An 18,009-nucleotide genomic window follows, 5' to 3' on the forward strand; every position below is an offset into this window, starting at 1 on the left:
CCTCACAGGTGGTGTTGGAAGGTGGAGTACTCGGCGTCGGGTTCACCTGTCGGCCGGAAGTATTCGATGTTCTCGAGGGTGTAACCCCACTCTTCGCGAGGCTTCCACTTGGCTTCGACGCGCATGCCCATGCGTACGTCCGCGGCGTCACATTCGAGGATCAAGTGCAGGAACGGAATGTCGGCTCCGTCGAGAAGCACGTAGGCGGCCACGTAGGGCGGTTTGATTCGCTGCCCGAGGAACGGGACGTTGACGATGCAGAAGGTGGTGACAATTCCCTTGTCGGGCAGTTCGATCTGCTCGCTCGTCGGCTTCCCGTTGGTGGGATTCGCGCCGCGCGGTGGGATGTAGATCTTGTCTTCGGGTCCGCTGCGACCACCGATCAGTTTGCCTTCTGCGAGACCACGGAGGTAGAAACTCTCCTCGGCCGAAGCGGAATGCATGAAGTGCAGGTCGACAGGCGTCGTGATCATGGTGACAGGATCGGCGGTGGAATCGACTGTCGCGATTCCATTTTCGCTCTCACCTGGTTCGAAGCACTCGATGTCCTTGATCTGCCCGATCCGCTCCGACGCCCAGCGAGCACGAACCCGCAGGCCGGTGCTTATGTCGTCGGGGGAGTCGACGTCGACCGCGTGGAGCATGGACGTGTCCGCGCCGTCGAGCTTGATCAGGGCCCACGCGAAAGGCTTCGTCAGGGGTTGACCCTCGATGGGTTCGGGCATCCACGTCCAACTCACGACCGTTCCGCCGTCGGAGACTCCGACGAAGTCGGTCAGTGGTTCGGCCGTATCCGGATCGAATTCCGGTGGCGGCACGAAGACACGACCGTTCGACCCACGTGCGCCGATCACCTTGCGATCACGCAGGGCAGTCACGAACGCGCCGATGGTCGGTCCCGTCGATCTGGTGTAGTCGAAATGGAGATTCAATGGTGCGCTCAGGGGCTTGTCGGCCACCCCGCTCTTTCCGATGGTCACAAGATCGAGTAGAACAGGTTCTAGAGATTGTGGCAAGAGTCACTTCTGATCACCGGCAATGTGGAGGCCTGCGATGAAGCTTGGGTTGCAACTCGGATACTGGGGCGCACAGCCGCCGGCAAACGCCCCGGAACTGATCGAGGCCGCGGAAGGCGCGGGATTCGACGCGGTCTTCGCGGCGGAGTCGTGGGGCTCGGACGCCTTCACCCCGCTCGCCTGGTGGGGATCTCGGACCGAAAACGTCCGTCTCGGCACCTCCGTCGTACAGATTTCGGCGCGAACACCGACCAGCTGTGCCATGCACGCGCTCACTCTCGATCACCTCAACGGTGGGCGAACGATCCTCGGGCTCGGCGTATCCGGACCGCAGGTCGTCGAAGGTTGGTACGGCCAGCCATTCGAGAAGCCGCTCGCGCGCACCCGCGAATACGTCTCGATCGTGCGCCAGGTCCTCGCCCGTGAAGCGCCCGTCACCAGCCCCGGCCCCCACTACCCTCTGCCGTATGCGGGACCGGGCAGTTCGGGACTTGGCAAGCCGCTCAAGCCCATTACGCACCCGCTGCGTGCGGACATCCCGATCTGGCTCGGCGCCGAAGGGCCGAAGAACGTCGCGCTCGCCGGTGAAATCGCCGACGGGTGGCTGGCGATCTACTACACCCCGCGCCTGGCGCCGATGTACAACAAGTGGCTCGACGAAGGCTTCGCTCGCGCCGGGGCCCGTCGTAGCCGCGAAGACTTCGAGGTGGCCGCCACGTGCCAGGTCATCGTGACCGACGATCGTGCCGCGGCCATCGCCGCTCTCAAGCCGATGACCGCCCTCTACGTCGGCGGAATGGGCGCCCCGGAGTTGAACTTTCACGCACAGGTCTACAAGCGGATGGGCTACGAGAAGGAGGTCGACGAGATCGGTCGCCTCTTCATGTCGGGCCGCAAGGACGAAGCTGCTGCCGTCGTCCCCGACGAGATGGTCACCGAGACCATGATCATCGGCAACGTCGACGAGGTGCGCGCGGACGTGAAGCGTTGGGAGGAAGCCGGAGTCACGATGCTGCTGGTGACCTGCCGCGACGCCGACCATGTGCGAGAGCTCGCGGCCGCGGTGGGTGGTTGAGCGGGGCACCCCCTTTTTTCGAGCGGGACCCCCCTTTTTTCGAGCGAACGGCACGTTCAGCGCATCTGAGGCGCTCAACGCGCCTTTCGCTCGCCGAAAGTTATCCACAGGGCCGCCAAAACCCCAGGTCGCCGCCGGGGCCCGCGGTGCTACTCGAGTCATGCTGCGACCATGCGGCGTGGAATGTGGGGCGATGATCTGGACGCGATCTACCGCGTCAGTCGAAGCGGAGTGATCCGAACGGCCGAGTTGGCGCGATTGGGCGTCTCCAACTCCGCCGTGCACACCCGGTGTCGAGTGGGTGGACCCTGGCAGCGCATATTGCCAGGAGTGATCCTGCTCCGAAATGGTCAACCGACGCCGCGTCAACGATCGATCGCTGCGCTCATGTTGAGCGGTGACGAGTCTCTGCTGACGGGGCGATCTGCCATGTCGGAGTACGGATATCGGACGCACGCCGGGGATGTGCAGGTGCTCATCCCCATCGACCGTCGTGTTCAATCGGTTGGGTTCGTCACGGTGGAGCGCACTGTTCGACTGCCTGAGCCGGAGATTCGCAACGGTCTGCGCTGTGCGCCGCTGCCGAGGGCACTACTCGACGCTGCGAGGCGGTGCAGGGCCCTCGATCCCACACGGGCACTCATTGCCGAGGTCGTTCAGCGTGGCGACGTCTCGGTGCGCGAACTTGCGAAGGAACTCGAGGCGGGCAGCAGTCGGGGGTCCGCGCTACCTCGGGTCGTGTTGCGCGAAGTGAACGCGAACGTCCACTCGGTTCCGGAGGTTCACGCGCGAAAACTGTGGCAGCGGAGCGGGCTGCCGGAAATGTTGTTCAACCATGAGATCCGGGATGCTGACGGAGACTTCATCGCAATTCCGGACGGATGGATCGATTCGGTTGCCTTCGCGTGGGACATCGACTCCTTGGAATGGCATGCCGCGCCGACGGACTACAAGCGCACGGTGGAACGTCGGACGCGTATGCAGAATGCGGGAATCATCGTGTTGCCGACGGTGCCCAGTGCACTGCGAACGGACCCTGATCGTGTGATCGACGACCTGCGTGCGCACTACAGATTGGCGCAGTCACGTCCCCGGCCACAGGTGTTCGCGAGGTCGAGGTGGGTCAAATTGGACGAAACCGGCTGAGCGAAAGTGCCTTTCGGCGCACTGAAGGCGCCGAAAGGTACGTTCGCTCGAAAAGGGGGTGGGTGCACCGAGAGGGGACGGGAAGGGGGGTGGCTCAGGCAGGGGTGGGGTCAGGCAACCCTGACTCAGATGCCCTTGAACTGGGGCGCCCGCTTCTCACCGAAGGCTCGCGGGCCCTCCTTGGCGTCCGCGCTCATGAACACCTTCATGCCCAGCTGCGCGTCGATCTGGAAGGCCTCTTCCTCGTGCATGCCCTCGGTGTCGCGGATGGTCTTGAGAATCGCCTGCACGGCGAGGGGGCCGTTTGCACTGATCAGGTCCGCGAGCTCCAGCGCCTTGTCGAGGGCCTGACCGTCCGGGACGACGTGGCCGATGAGCCCGATCTCCTTGGCCTCCGGAGCCTTGATGTGACGACCGGTGAGCAGGATGTCGGCTGCGATCGTGTACGGAATCTGTCGAACGAGACGCACCGCGGAACCGCCGAGCGGGAAGAGCCCCCACTTGGCTTCGGAGACGCCGAACTTGGCGCTCTCGCCCGCGACGCGGATGTCGGTGCCCTGCAGGATTTCGGTTCCGCCGGCGATGGCTGCACCCTCGACCGCAGCGATCAGCGGCTTGGTCAACCGGCGACCCTTGAGTAGACCTTCGATCTTGGACATGTCGACGCCGCCGCCCGCGAAGGAATCTCCCGGAGGCTTGGCGGACATGTTCTTGAGGTCGGCGCCGGCGCAGAAGTCGCCGCCAGCTCCGGTGAGGATCGCGACGCGGATTTCGGGGTCGTTGTCGACCTGATCCCAGGCGTCGACCATGATCGCCATCATTTCGCCGGTGATGGCGTTCTTACGCTCGGGGCGATTCATGGTCACGATGAGAACGTGGCCGCGCTTCTCCACGAGGCAATGCGGCGCGGTTTCCGAAATGTCTGATTTTTCGGTCGTCGAAGTGGACACTGATGGCTCCTGGCGGGTCTGTGAGCTGGCTCTCAAATTGGGTCTTGCCAGAAACGGTAACACGTTCTACTTTGAACTCGTGGCCCTTAACATCGCAGACTTCGTAGAGCACGCAATCGACCTCGTTCCGGACCGCGTTGCGCTGGTCTCGGACAACCGCGAGATGACTTATGCGCAGTTGGAGGACCGAGCAAACCGCCTCGGTCACTACCTGCGTGAACATGGCGTTCAGCCGGGTGACAAGGTCGGCATCTACTGCCGGAACGTCATCGAGGCGATCGAGGCCATGGTCGCCGTTTTCAAAATCCGGGCCGTGATGGTCAACATCAACTACCGGTACGTCGAGAACGAGTTGCAGTACATCTTCGACAACTCCGACATGGTTGCGCTCATTCACGAGCGCCGCTACTCGGACAAGGTCGCGAACGTCCTGCCGAACACTCCCAAGGTCAAGTCCGTCATCGTGGTCGAGGACGGCACCGATCTGGACTTCAGTGCTTTCGGCATCGGCTACGAGGACGCACTCGCGCAGAGTTCGGGTGAGCGTGATTTCGAAGAGCGCAGCAACGACGACATCTTCATGCTCTACACCGGCGGCACCACCGGAAGTCCCAAGGGCGTCATGTGGCGCCACGAGGACTGGTGGCGTGTTCTCGGCGGCGGCATCAACTTCGTCACCGGAGTTCCGGTCGAGGACGAGTACGAGATGGCGAAGGTCGGCGCAGCCAACCCGAGCATGATCCGCTACCCGATCCCCCCGATGATTCACGGTGGTTCGCAGTCTGCGGTGTTCCACAGCCTCTTCGGCGGCGGAACCTGTTTGATGCACCCGGAATTCGACGCCCACGAGGTGTGGCAGAACATCGACAAGCACAAGGTCAACCTGATCTTCATCACGGGTGACGCGATGGGCCGTCCGATGCTCGACGCACTGATCGCCGGCAATCCGAAGACGGGTGAGCCGTACGATCTTTCGACGCTCTACGTGATGGCCAGCAGTGCTGCACTCTTCTCGCCGAGCATCCAGGAGCAGTTCCTCGAACTGTTGCCCAATCGCCTGCTGACCGACTCCATCGGAGCATCCGAGACCGGCTTCGGCGGACTCGCCGTGCTGAGCAAGGGTCAGAAGCACACTGGCGGTCCGACGGTCAAGATCGACGCCTCCACAACGGTTCTCGACGACGACGGCAACGAGGTCGAACCCGGATCGGGCAAGCGCGGCATGCTCGCGCGCAAGGGCAACATCCCGCTCGGCTACTACAAGGACGAGGTCAAGACGGCCGAAACCTTCCGCACCATCAATGGCGTTCGCTACTCGATCCCCGGCGACTACGCGCAGGTCGAAGCCGACGGCACGGTCACGATGCTCGGCCGCGGTTCGGTGTCCATCAACAGCGGCGGCGAGAAGGTTTACCCGGAAGAGGTCGAGGGCGCGTTGAAGGCGCACCCGGACATCTTCGACGTGCTGGTGGTCGGTATCCCCGACGAGCGCTTCGGTCAGCGGGTTGCCGCAGTGGTTCAGGTACGTGAAGGCACGTCGCCGACGTTGCGCGACATCGCCACCGCAGCGCGCAAAGAGATTGCCGGATACAAGGTTCCGCGCAGTGTGTGGTTCGTCGACCAGATCAAGCGCAATCCGGCCGGCAAGCCCGACTACCGCTGGGCGAAGGCCGAAACGGAATCGCGCGAGGCCGATGATCACAACGGAAACGGCGCTCCTCTGTCGTCCGCAAACGAAAGCGTGGAAGCCTGATGCGTTCGGATCTCGCCGACAAGTTCGGCATCGAATACCCGATTTTCGGATTCACTCCTTCCGAGCACGTCGCGGCCGCCATCAGTCGCGCGGGTGGTCTCGGTGTGCTCGGTTGTGTCCGGTTCAACGACCCGGAAGAGCTCGAAGCCGCACTGACGTGGATGGACGAGAACACCGACGGTAAGCCGTACGGCGTCGACATCGTCATGCCTGCCAAGGTGCCGACCGAGGGCGGCGCCGTCGATCTCGACAAGCTGATCCCGGAGGAGCACCGCGCCTTCGTCAACCGCACGCTCGACGAACTGGGTGTGCCGCCGCTTTCCGACGACGTCGAGCATGCGACCGGCGTACTGGGATGGCTTCACTCGGTGGCGCGGTCTCACGTCGATGTTGCTCTGGGACACCGGATCGCGTTGATTGCGAATGCACTGGGATCGCCGCCGAAGGACGTTATCGATCAGGCACACGAGAAAGGCGTTCCGGTAGCAGCACTGGCCGGCGCCGTCGAGCATGCACGTCGTCACGTCGAGAACGGTGTCGACATCGTGATCGCGCAGGGCTACGAGGCCGGCGGTCACACCGGCGAAATTGCGTCGATGGTTCTCGTTCCGGAAATCGTTGATGCGCTGGGCGATTCAGCTGCCGTACTGGCTGCCGGCGGTATCGGCAGCGGCCGTCAGGTGGCTGCTGCACTTGCACTCGGTGCGTCCGGAGTGTGGATGGGCTCGTACTGGCTCACCACATCCGAGTACAAACTCGGCAGTGCGTCGGGCGAAGGCCCGTCCGCTATTCAGCGTGCACTGTTGGGCGCGACGTCGGCCGACACCGTACGTTCGCGCATCTACTCGGGTAAGCCCGCTCGGTTGCTCAAGACCAAGTGGACGGAAGCCTGGTCGAACCCGGGAGCACCGGCGCCCTTGCCGATGCCGCTGCAGAACCTACTGGTCAGCGACGCTCATCAGAGAATCGCTGCATCGGAGAACCCGGAAGTTGTGGCAATGCCCGTCGGTCAGATCGTGGGACGGATGAACGAGATCCGACCGGTCGCCGAGGTCATGGCAGAGCTGGTGTCGGGGTTCGAGGACGCGCGAACCCGACTGGATTCGATGAAGTAGTAGATGACACGTACGTATGCCCTCGGCCGAGTTTCGGCCGAGGGCATACGTCGTTTCAGCCGGCGAGGTCGTCCGGTCCGACGCTGTCCGACAACCATTCTCCGCGGCTGAGGGCGCCGTCGTCACGGCGACGTGCGATCACGAAAATGACCAGGGCGGCAGCGAGGACAACTGCGAGAACGCGCGAAGGCGTCAGGTTCGGGTTCTTCATACCCGTAATTTTGCCGGAAGAACGGGCGCGATGGTGAGACAGCGGAGCAAAATCACGCGTTTCGAAACTACTGCGCTTCGGAAGCATGAAGGCCGGCGATCCGCTCGCGCAGGCCACCGAAGTGCACATCGAGAGTGTGCGCCGCCTCGACGGCATCACCCGTACGGATCGCGTCGAGAATCGCACGATGCTTCGACGCGATGTCGATCAGTGGTGTATCCGAATGCCCGATAGCCTGCTGGATCTCGCTGTACACCTGCCAGAAGACGTCCATCAACTGAGCGAGGACCTGGTTGTCGAGCGGGGAGTACAGGCGGGAATGGAAGGTCGCGTCGATGTCGGAGAAGTTCTTCCCGGCGGCGGCACGGACCTCCATGCCGGTGACGAGTTCGTCGAGGTCGGCGTGGTCGGCCGACGTCATCTCGGCCATCGCCGCACCGATCAGTCCGGTCTCGAGTGCCTGACGAATGTCGACCAGTTCCATCGCCTCGTGCCCGGTGCCCTGCAACGACAACCGGCCACGGAAGGTCAGGCCGTCGGCGAGAGCGTCGAAGTTGCTCGGGGCGACGAACATTCCGAAACCGTGACGGATCTCGACGACGCCCAAGGCCTGCAGAACCTTGAGTGCCTCGCGGAGGGTGTTCCGGCCGATACCCAATTCCTCGGACAGTTCGGCCTCGGTGGGCATCGGGTCGCCGGGGGAGAGTCTGCGTTCGAGGATCAAGTTCATGATGTCCGTCTGAAGTGCGCGCATGCGGTTTTGCGCGCTGAAACGAGCGCCCTGTGTGCCACTCCGGACAGACATCGATTCCCCTTTTCTGATACGAACGTCCTTCATCCTATGTCCGGTCATCCGCTCCATTGGTCAACCCACGTCAACGGTGCGTTGCAGGAGACTGGGCGCCGCGCCCAGCAGTTTGGCCGTGTACGCATCCGACGGGTTGTCGAATACTTCCTGGGCCGTCCCCTGCTCGACGATCCGCCCGGCGTTCATGACGACGATCGTGTCGGAGACGTACCGCACCGTCTGGATGTCGTGCGAGATGAACACCATGCCGAGCCCCAACCGAGCCTTGATGTCGCTGAGCAGGTTCAGGATCTGCGCTCGCACCGAGACATCGAGAGCCGACGTCGGTTCGTCGGCCACGATGACGTCAGGCTCGAGCGCGAGCGCACGCGCGATCGCGACACGTTGACGCTGACCGCCGGAGATCTGGCTCGGGATGACTTCGAGCGCAGATTGGGGGAGTCCGACCAAACCGACCAGCTCGCGAACTCGGGCGGTTCGGCTCGCGCGGTTGCCGATGCCGTGGACGTCGAGCGGATCGGTGAGGATGTCGGCCACCGTCATTCGCGGATTGAGCGCGGTAGCCGGGTCCTGGAAGACGATCGAGATCGCCCGCCCGAACTCCTTGCGCACGCCCGCCGACCGGGTCAGAGCGCTTCGGCCGCGAAATACCACGTCGCCCGACGTCGGTTTCTGCAATCCGACCATGACTTTGGCCAGAGTGGACTTGCCGCAACCCGACTCGCCCACGATGCCGATCGTCGCCCCTCGTCGTACGACGATACTGACATCGTTGACCGCGTGAACCGTGCCGGGTTTGAACAGTGATCCCGAACGGGTCTTGTGGACGACGTGAATGTTCTTCAGTTCCAGGATGGGTGCTTCAGCTGTAGTCATCGCACGCTCTCCAATTCCGATTCTGCGTGTGCGGGAGTCGCGGACTGGTTCGCGAAGAAATGCTCGGTCTCGCCGATCCGAACCATCTCGGGCTTTCGGTTTGGATCGGAATCCGGACGCAGGGAACGTTCGGCAAAACGGTCACCGGTGGCGAAGCTGCCGGGCGACGGTACGGTTCCCTGGATCTGGTGGAGCCGCGGAGCCTCGTCCTCGATGGAGAGAACGGCGCCGAGGAGGCCCTGAGTGTATTCGTGACGCGGATCGACGAGTAGATCGCTGGTGGGCGCAGACTCGACGACCTGACCGGCGTACATCACCGTGATCTTGTGAGCGAGTGAAGCAACGAGTGCAAGATCGTGGCTCACGAAAACCATGGCAAAGCCGAGCTTTTCCCGAAGATCGTTGAGCAAGTCCACGACCTGCGCCTGGACGGTGACGTCGAGAGCGGTGGTGGGCTCGTCCGCGACGATCAACCGCGGACTGCGGGTGAGCGACATGGCGATCAGAACGCGCTGACGCTGACCACCGGAAAGCTCGTGTGGGTAGCTGGAGAGAGTGCGCACCGGATCGAGTCCGACGAGTTCGAGCAGTTCCTCGGCTGTGCGGGTACCGCCGCGCTTGGTGAGCTGCTTGAACTGCGCGCGGATCAGCATCGCCGGGTTCAAAGAACTCAGCGCATCCTGGTAGATCATCGCCATGTCGTGTCCGCGCAGCTTGTTTCGCTCCCGGTTGTTCAGTTCGAGGACATTGACGCCGTCGAACAGGATCTCGCCGGTCACCACTGCTGTCTTGGGCAGTAGACCCATGATCGCCAGCGAAGTGAGCGACTTTCCGCAACCGGACTCGCCGACCAGTGCCATCGTCTCGTTCGGGCGGACGGTGAAGCTCACGTTGTCGACGATCGCCGTGTCTCCGTAGCGTTCGGGGAACCGGATCGTGAGATTGCGGACCTCGAGGAGGGGCGCTGCATCGCCCTCGTACACAAGACGATCGGACCGAGACCGCTCGGTTTCTGCCAGGATCTTCAGGTGAGTTTCGAGAGGAGTCGGCTCGGCCGCCGGCTTCAGGACATCTTTCACGACGCTCGGGTCGGCGAAGTCGTCGATCAACTCCGGAGTGTTGGCGACCGATGCGGCTTCGTCCTCCAGAATGAGCTCGTTGGAGGTCTCCTCCGCTGCGGCAGTCTGCGCTGCTTCCAGTGCGGAGGGCGTCTTCTTGGTTTTCTTCAGACTCGGATCGGCCATCGCGTCCGTCAGGCCCTCGGCGAGCACGTTGAGGGAGAGCACCGTCAGAAGAATCAGCAGACCGGGGAACACCGTTGCCCACCAACCACCGAGAAGGACCATGTTCTTGCCGTCGGCGATCACCGATCCCCACGACGGATCCGGGGGACGGACACCTGCTCCGATGAACGACAGGCTGGCCTCCAGCACGATGGCGTCCGCGACCATGACAGTGCAGAAGACGAGAACCGGCGCAGCACAGTTGGCTACGACGTGCTTGACGACGATGTGTGAAGTTCTTGCGCCGATGACCTTTTCGGCCGCGACGTAGTCCTCACCGTACTGAGCGAGAACGTTCGCGCGAACGACGCGGGCCACCATCGGTGTGTAGAGGAACGCGATAGTGACGATCAGAACCGGAATCGAACCACCGAAGGCTGCGACGAGTACGGCAGCGAGCGCGATGCCCGGGAACGCCATGACCACGTCGAGCACTCGCATGATGGTCTCGTCGACGCCTTTTCGGCTCGTTGCGGCGACCGACCCGATGAGAGCACCGGCGCACAATGCGAGGAAGGTGGACCCGAGACCGATGGTCAACGACCAACGTCCGCCGTAGAGCAAGCGGCTGAACAGATCTCGGCCGAGACTGTCCTGACCGAACCAGTGATCGGCGCTGGGGCCCGCGGTACCCACCGCCTGTTCGAGCGGGGTGTACTGCGTGATCAGTGGCGCGAAGAGGCAGGCGAGCACGATGATCGCGAGAACCGCCATCGACAGCCAGGCCGAGAGAGGGAAGCGAGAAAAGGTGATGCCGGGTCGCGAAAGCTTCTCGGTGAGTTTTCTTCTCATCATGCTGCGCTCCGAAGTCGTGGATTGACGAGCAGGTAGAGGATGTCGACGGCGAGGTTGACGACGACGAAGCCGACCGCGATGACGATGACAACACCCTGAACTACTGCGGGGTCACCGTTGGTGACGCCGTTGATCATGAGCTGACCCATTCCGGGAAGACCGAAGATCTGCTCGATGACCACAGCGCCACCGAGGAGGTATCCGACCCGTAGACCCAGGACGGTGAGCGGGTTGATCAGTGCGTTACGCAAGACATTTCGCCCGATCACCACGTGATAGGGCAGGCCGCTGCCGATCGCGGTACGGACGTAGTCCTTGTCCAACTCCTCGACCATCGACGTGCGAATGATGCGCGTGAGTTGTGCCGCGACGGGCAGTGACAGGGACAGCGCCGGGAGCGCCATGTACCAGAGCCAGTCGGTGACGGAGTCGCTCGGATTGACGTAGCCACCGGTGGGGAACCATCCGAGTTGGACGGCCAGATACTGAATCATCAGCAGTGCCAACCAGAATGACGGTGCTGCCACACCACCGAGGGAGATCACTCGGATGACCTGATCCGGCCAACGATCGCGGAACAGTGCGCTGGTGACACCGAAGATCAGCGAGAGCACGATGGCGATCACCAGTCCGAGAACCGTGAGCTGAATGGTCAGTGGCAGAGCGGTGGAGATCGAGTCCAACACCGGGGTACCGGAAATCAGACTGTCACCCATATTGCCGCTGACCAGATCGGTCACGAAGTGAACGTATTGCAGCGGAAGCGGATCGAGCAGTCCGTTCTCTTCCTTGAACTGCTGCAACTGTTCCGCAGTCGGGTTGCCGCCGTTGAACGCCGCCGTTGCGGGATCGGTGGGCGCGAACTGCATCACGATGAAGACGAACGCGATGATGCCGAGGATCAGGGGGATCAGTATCAGTAATCGCCTGATCAGCATGGGGAGGACTCTTGCCATCGGGGAATCTCTCAGTTGTGGGAAACGGCCGAGCGGGCGGGTATCAGGCCGGCTTCGCCTGAAGCAGGTTGACGCCGGGGTACGGCAGCGGAGTGACGTCGGCGATCTTCTTCGGATCCCACGCAGTCAGGAGTTCCTGATGGAGAACCGGGTAGTAGACAGCGTTTTCGGCGATCTGGTTCAGGTACGACTGCACAAGGGTGCTGCGCTTTGCCGGGTCTGTCTCGCGGGTGGCCTCGTCCATGGTGGCGTAGATCTTCTGTGCCTCGGGGGTGTCGTCCCACTTGGCGTAGGTCTTCGTCCACAGGCCGCCCTTGCTGTACGTGTAGCGCACGAGGAGGTCGACGTCGCTGCCGAATGCCTGTGGGTTGGACGTACCCGCAGCGATCTGGAACTTCTGGCCGCTGTTGAGCTTGCTCACCATGGCGCTGGTGTCCTGCGGTTCGAGCGTCGTGTTGAATCCGACTGCGTCCCAAGACTCTTTGATGGTCGGCAAGCAGTCGGCCAACCAGCTGACGTTGGTGGAGAGCAGCGTCAGGTCGAGGCCACTGACACCGGCGGCAGTGAGGAGCGAGCGGGCCTTGTCCGGATCGTACGAGTAGACAGTGGACGCTCGCGCGTAGTCGGGGTTGCGCTCGTACAGGTAGCTCGTGGCCGGTGCTGCCTTGCCGCCGAGGGCGATCTCGATCATCTTCGGGGTGTTGATCGCATAGAACATCGCCTGGCGAACACGAACGTCGTCGAACGGTGCCTGAGTGGTGTCGAAGAGCAGGTACATGAGGTTCATGCCCGGGTTGCCCTCGACGGTGCGCCCACCGGAGGTGAGGGTGGGGACGTTGGCGACGGGGATGTTGTCGGCGAGTTGTGCACCGGCATTGTTGCCCGAGACGCGCGCGATGCGTGAGGAGGTGTCGACGATGGAGAGCCAGTTCATGGTCGCGAAGTTGGCCGGACGCGGCCCGTTGTACGCCTCGAACGCCTCGAAAGCTGTGTTGCTCTTGGGGGTGTGGCTCTTGAGCTTGTACGGACCGGAACCGACGACCAGCGCTCCGGACTTGGCCTCGTCCCAGTGGCCGTCGAAGACGTGCTTGGGCATGATCTTGGCGATCGAGAGACGCTGTGCGGCAGCGCTGAACGGGTAGTTGAAGTTCAGGGTCACCGTTTGGTCGTCGACCTTGGTGACGGACTGCAACCAGGAGGAGAAGAAGGAGCGGATCAGTACGTTCTGCTGTGGATCGAGGATGCGATCGAAGGTGAAGACGACGTCGTCCGAGGTGACCGGAGTGCCGTCGTGCCAGGTTGCTCCCTCGCGGATTTTCATGGTCCAGCTCGAGGCGGTGGCGTCGGTCGGGACGGCCTGTGCGAGCGCCGCATACGTCTCACCGGTGCCTGGATCGTTTTCGAGCAGTCCCTCGTAGACGTGGTTGATCGCTGCCATGAGGAAACCGGATGCAGTCTGCATCGGGTCGAAGCTCTGGTCGTTGCCGTATCCGATGGCGGTGGTCAGATCGCCGGTGCTCGCGGAACCGCCGACAACCGAGGTCGACGACGGGCCGCCGCCACAGGCCGCGAGAGTCGCGGTGATACCTGCTGCAGCTCCCAATAGCCCGGTGTACCGGAACAGGTCTCGGCGTGTGAACGCGGAGCTCAGCGGTCGTTCGTTCTTCAAGGCGGCCTCCAAGGCGGGGAGCGGGACATCAAGGGAGTGGATAGGGGATGTCCTATGTTCGACGTCCGATGTTGCGTAACTTACATTGTGGATCAGAAAGCGTCTAGAGAATCTTCGGAACTGGCGGCGCTGAACTTGGACGTTTCGCCGGTTTTGAACCAAAAATAGTGCGCTCACCTGCATAGATGAAGACTGCGTTACCGACGTCGAATTGACGACCGATGACGCTGGCCGTATAACATAGGACATCCCTCATCCAATCTTTGGAGACTTCATGACCCGATACAAAGTCGGTGTGGTCGGTTGCGGATTCTTCGGTAGTTCCCTCGCTCGCGAGCTGGCTGCCCATCCACGTTTCGAACTGGCGATGCTGTGCGACCGTGACTTCGAGCGGGCCAAGGACGTCGCCGCAGAGTTCTCGGCAACCCCGACAGACGATCACGACGCGGTGGCCGCTCACCCGGAGTTGGCCCTCGTTGTCGTCGCGACGCCCAATCACGCGCACGCCGAACCTGCCATCGCGGCACTCGAACACGGCAAGGCAGTTTTTGTCGAGAAGCCACTTGCCGTCGAACTGGTCGATGCGCAGAACATGATCGCGAGCGCCGACGCGAGCGGTTCGCCGTTGATGGTCGGGCACATCATGCGGATGATGCCGGGTGTACGACGTCTGGCGGACCTGCTGGCGTCGGGGGAGCTCGGCGAGGTCGCTGCGATCGAAACGTCTCGCTCACGCTGGATCGACACCGACGGCGCAGATCCACAGTGGTGGAAGCTCGACAAGAGCCGAACGGGTGGAGAACTGACTCACGAGATTCACGAACTGGACCTGATGTGCTGGCTCGGCGGCGAGGTGACTGCCGTGTCGAGCATCGCCACCGCAGACGACGGCTTCCGCAACACAGTGGTGTCGTTCGCCGGCGGCGCGATCGGCAGGCACACCATCTCGACGCGTTCACACACTTCTTCGTGGGAGCTGACGGTCGATGCCGCCGAAGGCTCGGTCCACGCGGACTTCCACACCGGCCGGGTCAGCCGACTGCGCGGGGGACGGGTCGAAGAGTCGTGGCAGATCTTCGACGTCGACGCCGAGAACCAATCGTTGATCGACTCTGCGAGCAGGACGCAGAAGTACAACTCGGGGAACGGAGGATCCTCGCTGTGGATGCAGGCTGCGATTCGCCACGAAATCGACGAGATGGCAGCAGTTCTCGACGGCAAGGCTGACTCCGGCTCACCGTTGACATACGCACGTGAACGCGCACTCGTCGTCGCCGAGCAGGTGCGACTCGGTGGCGGGGAACCGGCGGCGCTGTCGGGAAGTGCGAAGTGACCGTGCGTGTAGCCGTCATCGGCAGCGGCGCAATCGCGCGGGACCACGTCAGCGCTTTGGCGCGCATCCCGTCGGTCGAAGTCGTCTACGTATTCGGCAGTGACTTGGACCGTGCCGCATCGGTTGCGGCATTGGCGCCGGGCGCGAAGGCCAGTACCGATCTGGCGAAGATTCTCGCAGACCCGAGCGTGCACGCGGTCAACGTCGTCGGGGCCACTCCGGACCACGCGCCCGTGACGATAGCCGCAGGCCGCGCGGGAAAGCATGTGCACGTGGAGAAGCCGGCCGCGCTGACAGTCGCGGACTTCGACGCGATGGTCGAGGCCACCGAAGGTGGCGGCGCCTCACTGATGGTCGGACAGACCGTACGATTCCAGCCGTCGATCACCTCGATCGGAAACTCGGTTGCACAAGGCGCCATCGGCGACCCCCGGTTGATCCACCTCAGTTGGTACACCGGCCACGTCTGGCCAGGGGGCTGGCGAGGCTGGCAACACGACAAGGAACGCTCGGGTGGTCACCCCGTTCACAACGGAACCCACGCTCTCGATCTGGTGACGTGGCTGATCGGTCGTCGTGCGATCCGTGTGTTCGCTCGTAGTTTCCCCACCTTCGCGGCGGGGATGCCCGTGCACGACAGCTTCCATCTGACCGTTCGCTTCGAGGACGGATCGCTGGCGCTCATCGAATTGGCTTACGCACTGCCGCAATCGGGAAAGATGGTGCGCCGGATCGTGGTGTCGGGGACATCCGGCACGCTCGCGCACGACACCGGCGACGACCCGGGACTGATGACGGATACGACAAACGCGCCGCCGTCGTCGATCGAAGATGCGATGGCGCATCAGATGCGCCACTGGATCGCCACTCTCGACGGTTCCGCGACCCCGATAGTCGAGAACTGGCAGGTACGTGCAGCTCTCGCGACTGCCATCGCTGCACAACAGTCACTCGACACCGGCCGCGCGATCTCGATCGGAGAACACCAATGACCGGCACCGGTTCGATCCGCGTCGGATTTGTCAGCGGCGTAAGGCATGCCGGCTCCTATGCGGACCTGTTGCGCTCCGATCCTCGAGTGAGCTTGATCGGGGCCTCCGACGAATCCTCGGTCACCGATTGGATTCGTGAGGACGGAATCGCGATGGCAAAGGCCGCAGACATCGAGTGGATCGACGAACTCGGCGAGCTGCTCGACCCCGAACGGATAGACCTGGCGATCATCTGCAGTGAGCCGACCAGGCATGCACGGCTTGCGATTGCCGCACTGAACGCGGGACTCGACGTCCTGGTGGACAAGCCGGTGGGTATCGACGAGTCGGAGGCCGCGGCGGTCGAGGAAGCGGCACGGTCGAACGGGCGAATCTGTACGGTGGTGAACCGCACTCATTCACCTGCGCTCCGGCGACTGCGCCGCTGGATCGATGCCGGAAACCTCGGACTGCCGCGCCACGTGGACATCGAGTTCCTGGCAAGCGGAACACATTTCGCGACGTCCGTCGAGCGTCCCGAACTGGTGGTGGATCCCGCGCTTTCCGGTGGGGGAGAAGTAGTGAACTTCGCCGGTTACGCCGCCGACTACCTCAGATACCTCACCGGCCTGGACGTCACCGAGGTGTACGCCGAGACGAGCACACTCTACGGCGGGGCCCACCAGCAGTTCGGAGTCGAAGACACGGCGTTGATCTCGCTCGCCCTGGAAAACGGCGTCACCGCGACGGTGACCGTCGGAAGAATCCCCGCAGCACCGGGTTTCGGCGCGAATACCGCGACGGTTCGGGTCCTCGGCTCCCACGGATACGCGAGTTCCGACGACGACAAGCCCGCGGTGACCCACTTCGCATCCTCGGGAGACGTGACCGCACTACCCATCGGCGGCTTCGGTTCGGACAACGCGGTGTCGAGCTTTCTCTCTCACGTGCTCGATCGACTTCCCACACGGACCGAACCCGACTACACCGTGGCAGACGCCCGCGCGTCGATGCGCGTGATCGATGCTGCCTATCTGTCCGCCTCGAGCGGTCAGCCGGTCTCCGTTTCTCCCTGACAGCCGCACCCACAACTCAATCCGACAACCAACATATGGAGACCCCATGAGCACGGAAACCACCACCTTCAGCGGAATCGTCCCGCCGATCGTCACACCACTGACGCTCGAGGGCGAGGTCGACACCACGTCGCTCGAACGCCTGCTCTCACTGCAGATCGAAGCCGGAGTCGACGGCTTGTTCGTCCTCGGTTCCTCGGGTGAGGTCGGTTACCTCACCGACGCTCAGCGCGCCCAGGTGGTGCAGACGGCCATCGGTCACGTCGGCGGCCAGGTACCGGTCCTCGTCGGCGTGAACGACATGACCACCAACCGGGTCATCGCCGTCGCCGAGCAGGCGCGCGAAGCGGGTGCGGATGCCATCGTCGCGACGGCGCCGTTCTACGCGATCACCGACGCAGCCGAGACGGCAACGCATTTTCGCTCCATCCACGCCGCAGTGGATCTTCCGTTGTTCGCCTACGACGTCCCGGTTCGTGTCCACAGCAAGCTCAGCCCGGCAATGCTGGTCGAGCTCGGTCGCGAGGGAGTCATCGCCGGCGTGAAGGATTCGAGCGGCGACGACGTCAGTTTCCGTATGTTGCTCCGTCAGTCGGCCGGGCTCGAAAACTTCGCCGTCTTCACCGGGCACGAGGTAGTCGTCGACGGATGCCTGCTGATGGGTGCTTCGGGCGCTGTGCCCGGCCTGGCGAACGTGGACCCGCACGGTTACGTGCGACTGTGGCGCGCTGCGCAGGCAGGAAACTGGGCGGCGGCGAAGGCCGAGCAGGATCGACTCACCGATCTGTTCTCCATCGTCGAGGCACCGACACCGGGTCGCGTCAGTGCCGGTGCCGCGGGTCTGGGCGCATTCAAGACGGCTCTGGCCCTGCGCGGCGTCATCACCGGCAACACGATGTGCGCCCCGATGCTCTCGCTCGACGAGTCCGAGACCGCAACGATCAAGGTCGTTCTGGAACAGGCCGGGCTCCTCTGA

At 63.1% G+C, this 18,009-nt stretch carries 16 protein-coding genes; 8 read left to right on the top strand and 8 right to left on the bottom strand.

Annotated elements, in window-relative coordinates:
- Nucleotides 1–2: 2 nt before the first annotated feature.
- Nucleotides 3–980, bottom strand: coding sequence for a Zn-ribbon domain-containing OB-fold protein (locus R4P70_RS20215; RefSeq protein WP_021342921.1), 978 nt, complete (start codon nucleotides 978–980; stop codon nucleotides 3–5).
- A 73-nt stretch (nucleotides 981–1,053) separates the two neighbouring features.
- On the opposite strand from R4P70_RS20215, the gene R4P70_RS20220 reads away from it, so the two are divergent.
- The gene (locus R4P70_RS20220; protein WP_019746980.1) at nucleotides 1,054–2,091 is read left to right on the top strand and encodes an LLM class F420-dependent oxidoreductase; all 1,038 of its coding nucleotides are present in this window, start codon (nucleotides 1,054–1,056) and stop codon (nucleotides 2,089–2,091) included.
- A gap of 171 nt (nucleotides 2,092–2,262) precedes the next feature.
- Nucleotides 2,263–3,237, top strand: coding sequence for a hypothetical protein (locus R4P70_RS20225; protein WP_020968491.1), 975 nt, complete (start codon nucleotides 2,263–2,265; stop codon nucleotides 3,235–3,237).
- A gap of 125 nt (nucleotides 3,238–3,362) precedes the next feature.
- Here the strand turns inward: R4P70_RS20225 and R4P70_RS20230 are convergent, their stop codons facing one another.
- On the bottom strand, nucleotides 3,363–4,187 hold the full coding sequence (locus tag R4P70_RS20230; protein ID WP_070796348.1) for a crotonase/enoyl-CoA hydratase family protein: 825 nt from the start codon (nucleotides 4,185–4,187) through the stop codon (nucleotides 3,363–3,365).
- 79 nt (nucleotides 4,188–4,266) lie between these two features.
- On the opposite strand from R4P70_RS20230, the gene R4P70_RS20235 reads away from it, so the two are divergent.
- On the top strand, nucleotides 4,267–5,940 hold the full coding sequence (locus tag R4P70_RS20235; RefSeq protein WP_317831374.1) for an acyl-CoA synthetase: 1,674 nt from the start codon (nucleotides 4,267–4,269) through the stop codon (nucleotides 5,938–5,940).
- Complete coding sequence (locus R4P70_RS20240; protein WP_003945863.1) at nucleotides 5,940–7,055, top strand: NAD(P)H-dependent flavin oxidoreductase; 1,116 nt, start codon at nucleotides 5,940–5,942, stop codon at nucleotides 7,053–7,055. The genes R4P70_RS20235 and R4P70_RS20240 overlap by 1 nt, the downstream gene beginning before the upstream one ends.
- Before the next feature lie 55 nt (nucleotides 7,056–7,110).
- Here R4P70_RS20240 and R4P70_RS20245 read toward each other — a convergent pair whose 3' ends face one another.
- The 6 genes from R4P70_RS20245 to R4P70_RS20270 all read right to left on the bottom strand — a co-directional run bounded on the left by R4P70_RS20245 (nucleotide 7,111) and on the right by R4P70_RS20270 (nucleotide 13,653).
- Complete coding sequence (locus tag R4P70_RS20245) at nucleotides 7,111–7,266, bottom strand: hypothetical protein (RefSeq protein ID WP_019746984.1); 156 nt, start codon at nucleotides 7,264–7,266, stop codon at nucleotides 7,111–7,113.
- Between the two features lie 67 nt (nucleotides 7,267–7,333).
- Nucleotides 7,334–8,071: a FadR/GntR family transcriptional regulator gene (locus R4P70_RS20250; RefSeq protein WP_024487763.1), complete on the bottom strand. Its 738-nt coding sequence runs from the start codon at nucleotides 8,069–8,071 to the stop codon at nucleotides 7,334–7,336.
- A gap of 60 nt (nucleotides 8,072–8,131) precedes the next feature.
- Nucleotides 8,132–8,950 (bottom strand): ABC transporter ATP-binding protein, encoded by an 819-nt coding sequence (locus tag R4P70_RS20255; protein WP_283309522.1) that lies wholly within the window; start codon nucleotides 8,948–8,950, stop codon nucleotides 8,132–8,134.
- Nucleotides 8,947–11,025, bottom strand: a complete 2,079-nt coding sequence (locus R4P70_RS20260) for a dipeptide/oligopeptide/nickel ABC transporter permease/ATP-binding protein (protein WP_283309652.1) — start codon at nucleotides 11,023–11,025, stop codon at nucleotides 8,947–8,949. Before R4P70_RS20260 ends, R4P70_RS20255 begins: the two co-directional genes overlap by 4 nt.
- Nucleotides 11,025–11,984 carry an ABC transporter permease gene (locus tag R4P70_RS20265; RefSeq protein ID WP_020906304.1) on the bottom strand — a complete coding sequence of 320 codons (960 nt, stop codon included), beginning with the start codon at nucleotides 11,982–11,984 and terminating at the stop codon, nucleotides 11,025–11,027. The genes R4P70_RS20260 and R4P70_RS20265 overlap by 1 nt, the downstream gene beginning before the upstream one ends.
- Nucleotides 11,985–12,027: 43 nt before the next feature.
- Nucleotides 12,028–13,653, bottom strand: coding sequence for an ABC transporter substrate-binding protein (locus R4P70_RS20270; protein ID WP_317831377.1), 1,626 nt, complete (start codon nucleotides 13,651–13,653; stop codon nucleotides 12,028–12,030).
- A gap of 274 nt (nucleotides 13,654–13,927) precedes the next feature.
- On the opposite strand from R4P70_RS20270, the gene R4P70_RS20275 reads away from it, so the two are divergent.
- Genes R4P70_RS20275 through R4P70_RS20290 form a run of 4 tightly spaced genes read left to right on the top strand, consistent with a single transcriptional unit; the run spans nucleotide 13,928 to nucleotide 18,009 of the window.
- Complete coding sequence (locus R4P70_RS20275; RefSeq protein WP_113682150.1) at nucleotides 13,928–14,986, top strand: Gfo/Idh/MocA family protein; 1,059 nt, start codon at nucleotides 13,928–13,930, stop codon at nucleotides 14,984–14,986.
- Nucleotides 14,983–15,978, top strand: a complete 996-nt coding sequence (locus R4P70_RS20280) for a Gfo/Idh/MocA family oxidoreductase (RefSeq protein WP_317831381.1) — start codon at nucleotides 14,983–14,985, stop codon at nucleotides 15,976–15,978. The genes R4P70_RS20275 and R4P70_RS20280 overlap by 4 nt, the downstream gene beginning before the upstream one ends.
- Nucleotides 15,975–17,033, top strand: coding sequence for a Gfo/Idh/MocA family protein (locus tag R4P70_RS20285; protein WP_195791475.1), 1,059 nt, complete (start codon nucleotides 15,975–15,977; stop codon nucleotides 17,031–17,033). Before R4P70_RS20280 ends, R4P70_RS20285 begins: the two co-directional genes overlap by 4 nt.
- Nucleotides 17,034–17,079: 46 nt before the next feature.
- Entirely contained in the window at nucleotides 17,080–18,009 is a 930-nt protein-coding gene (locus R4P70_RS20290) for a dihydrodipicolinate synthase family protein (protein WP_020906308.1), read from the top strand.

The organism is Rhodococcus sp. IEGM 1241 (assembly GCF_033142365.1).
Taxonomy (GTDB): domain Bacteria; phylum Actinomycetota; class Actinomycetes; order Mycobacteriales; family Mycobacteriaceae; genus Rhodococcus_F; species Rhodococcus_F erythropolis.

Excerpts from the sequence above, each read along its gene's own strand:
- R4P70_RS20220 (WP_019746980.1), top strand. The coding sequence starts at position 1,054 with ATGAAGCTTGGGTTGCAACTCGGATACTGGGGCGCACAGCCGCCGGCA.
- R4P70_RS20225 (WP_020968491.1), top strand. The coding sequence starts at position 2,263 with ATGCGGCGTGGAATGTGGGGCGATGATCTGGACGCGATCTACCGCGTC.
- R4P70_RS20240 (WP_003945863.1), top strand. The coding sequence starts at position 5,940 with ATGCGTTCGGATCTCGCCGACAAGTTCGGCATCGAATACCCGATTTTC.
- R4P70_RS20245 (WP_019746984.1), bottom strand. The coding sequence starts at position 7,266 with ATGAAGAACCCGAACCTGACGCCTTCGCGCGTTCTCGCAGTTGTCCTC.
- R4P70_RS20250 (WP_024487763.1), bottom strand. The coding sequence starts at position 8,071 with ATGTCTGTCCGGAGTGGCACACAGGGCGCTCGTTTCAGCGCGCAAAAC.
- R4P70_RS20255 (WP_283309522.1), bottom strand. The coding sequence starts at position 8,950 with ATGACTACAGCTGAAGCACCCATCCTGGAACTGAAGAACATTCACGTC.
- R4P70_RS20260 (WP_283309652.1), bottom strand. The coding sequence starts at position 11,025 with ATGAGAAGAAAACTCACCGAGAAGCTTTCGCGACCCGGCATCACCTTT.
- R4P70_RS20265 (WP_020906304.1), bottom strand. The coding sequence starts at position 11,984 with ATGGCAAGAGTCCTCCCCATGCTGATCAGGCGATTACTGATACTGATC.
- R4P70_RS20275 (WP_113682150.1), top strand. The coding sequence starts at position 13,928 with ATGACCCGATACAAAGTCGGTGTGGTCGGTTGCGGATTCTTCGGTAGT.
- R4P70_RS20285 (WP_195791475.1), top strand. The coding sequence starts at position 15,975 with ATGACCGGCACCGGTTCGATCCGCGTCGGATTTGTCAGCGGCGTAAGG.
- R4P70_RS20290 (WP_020906308.1), top strand. The coding sequence starts at position 17,080 with ATGAGCACGGAAACCACCACCTTCAGCGGAATCGTCCCGCCGATCGTC.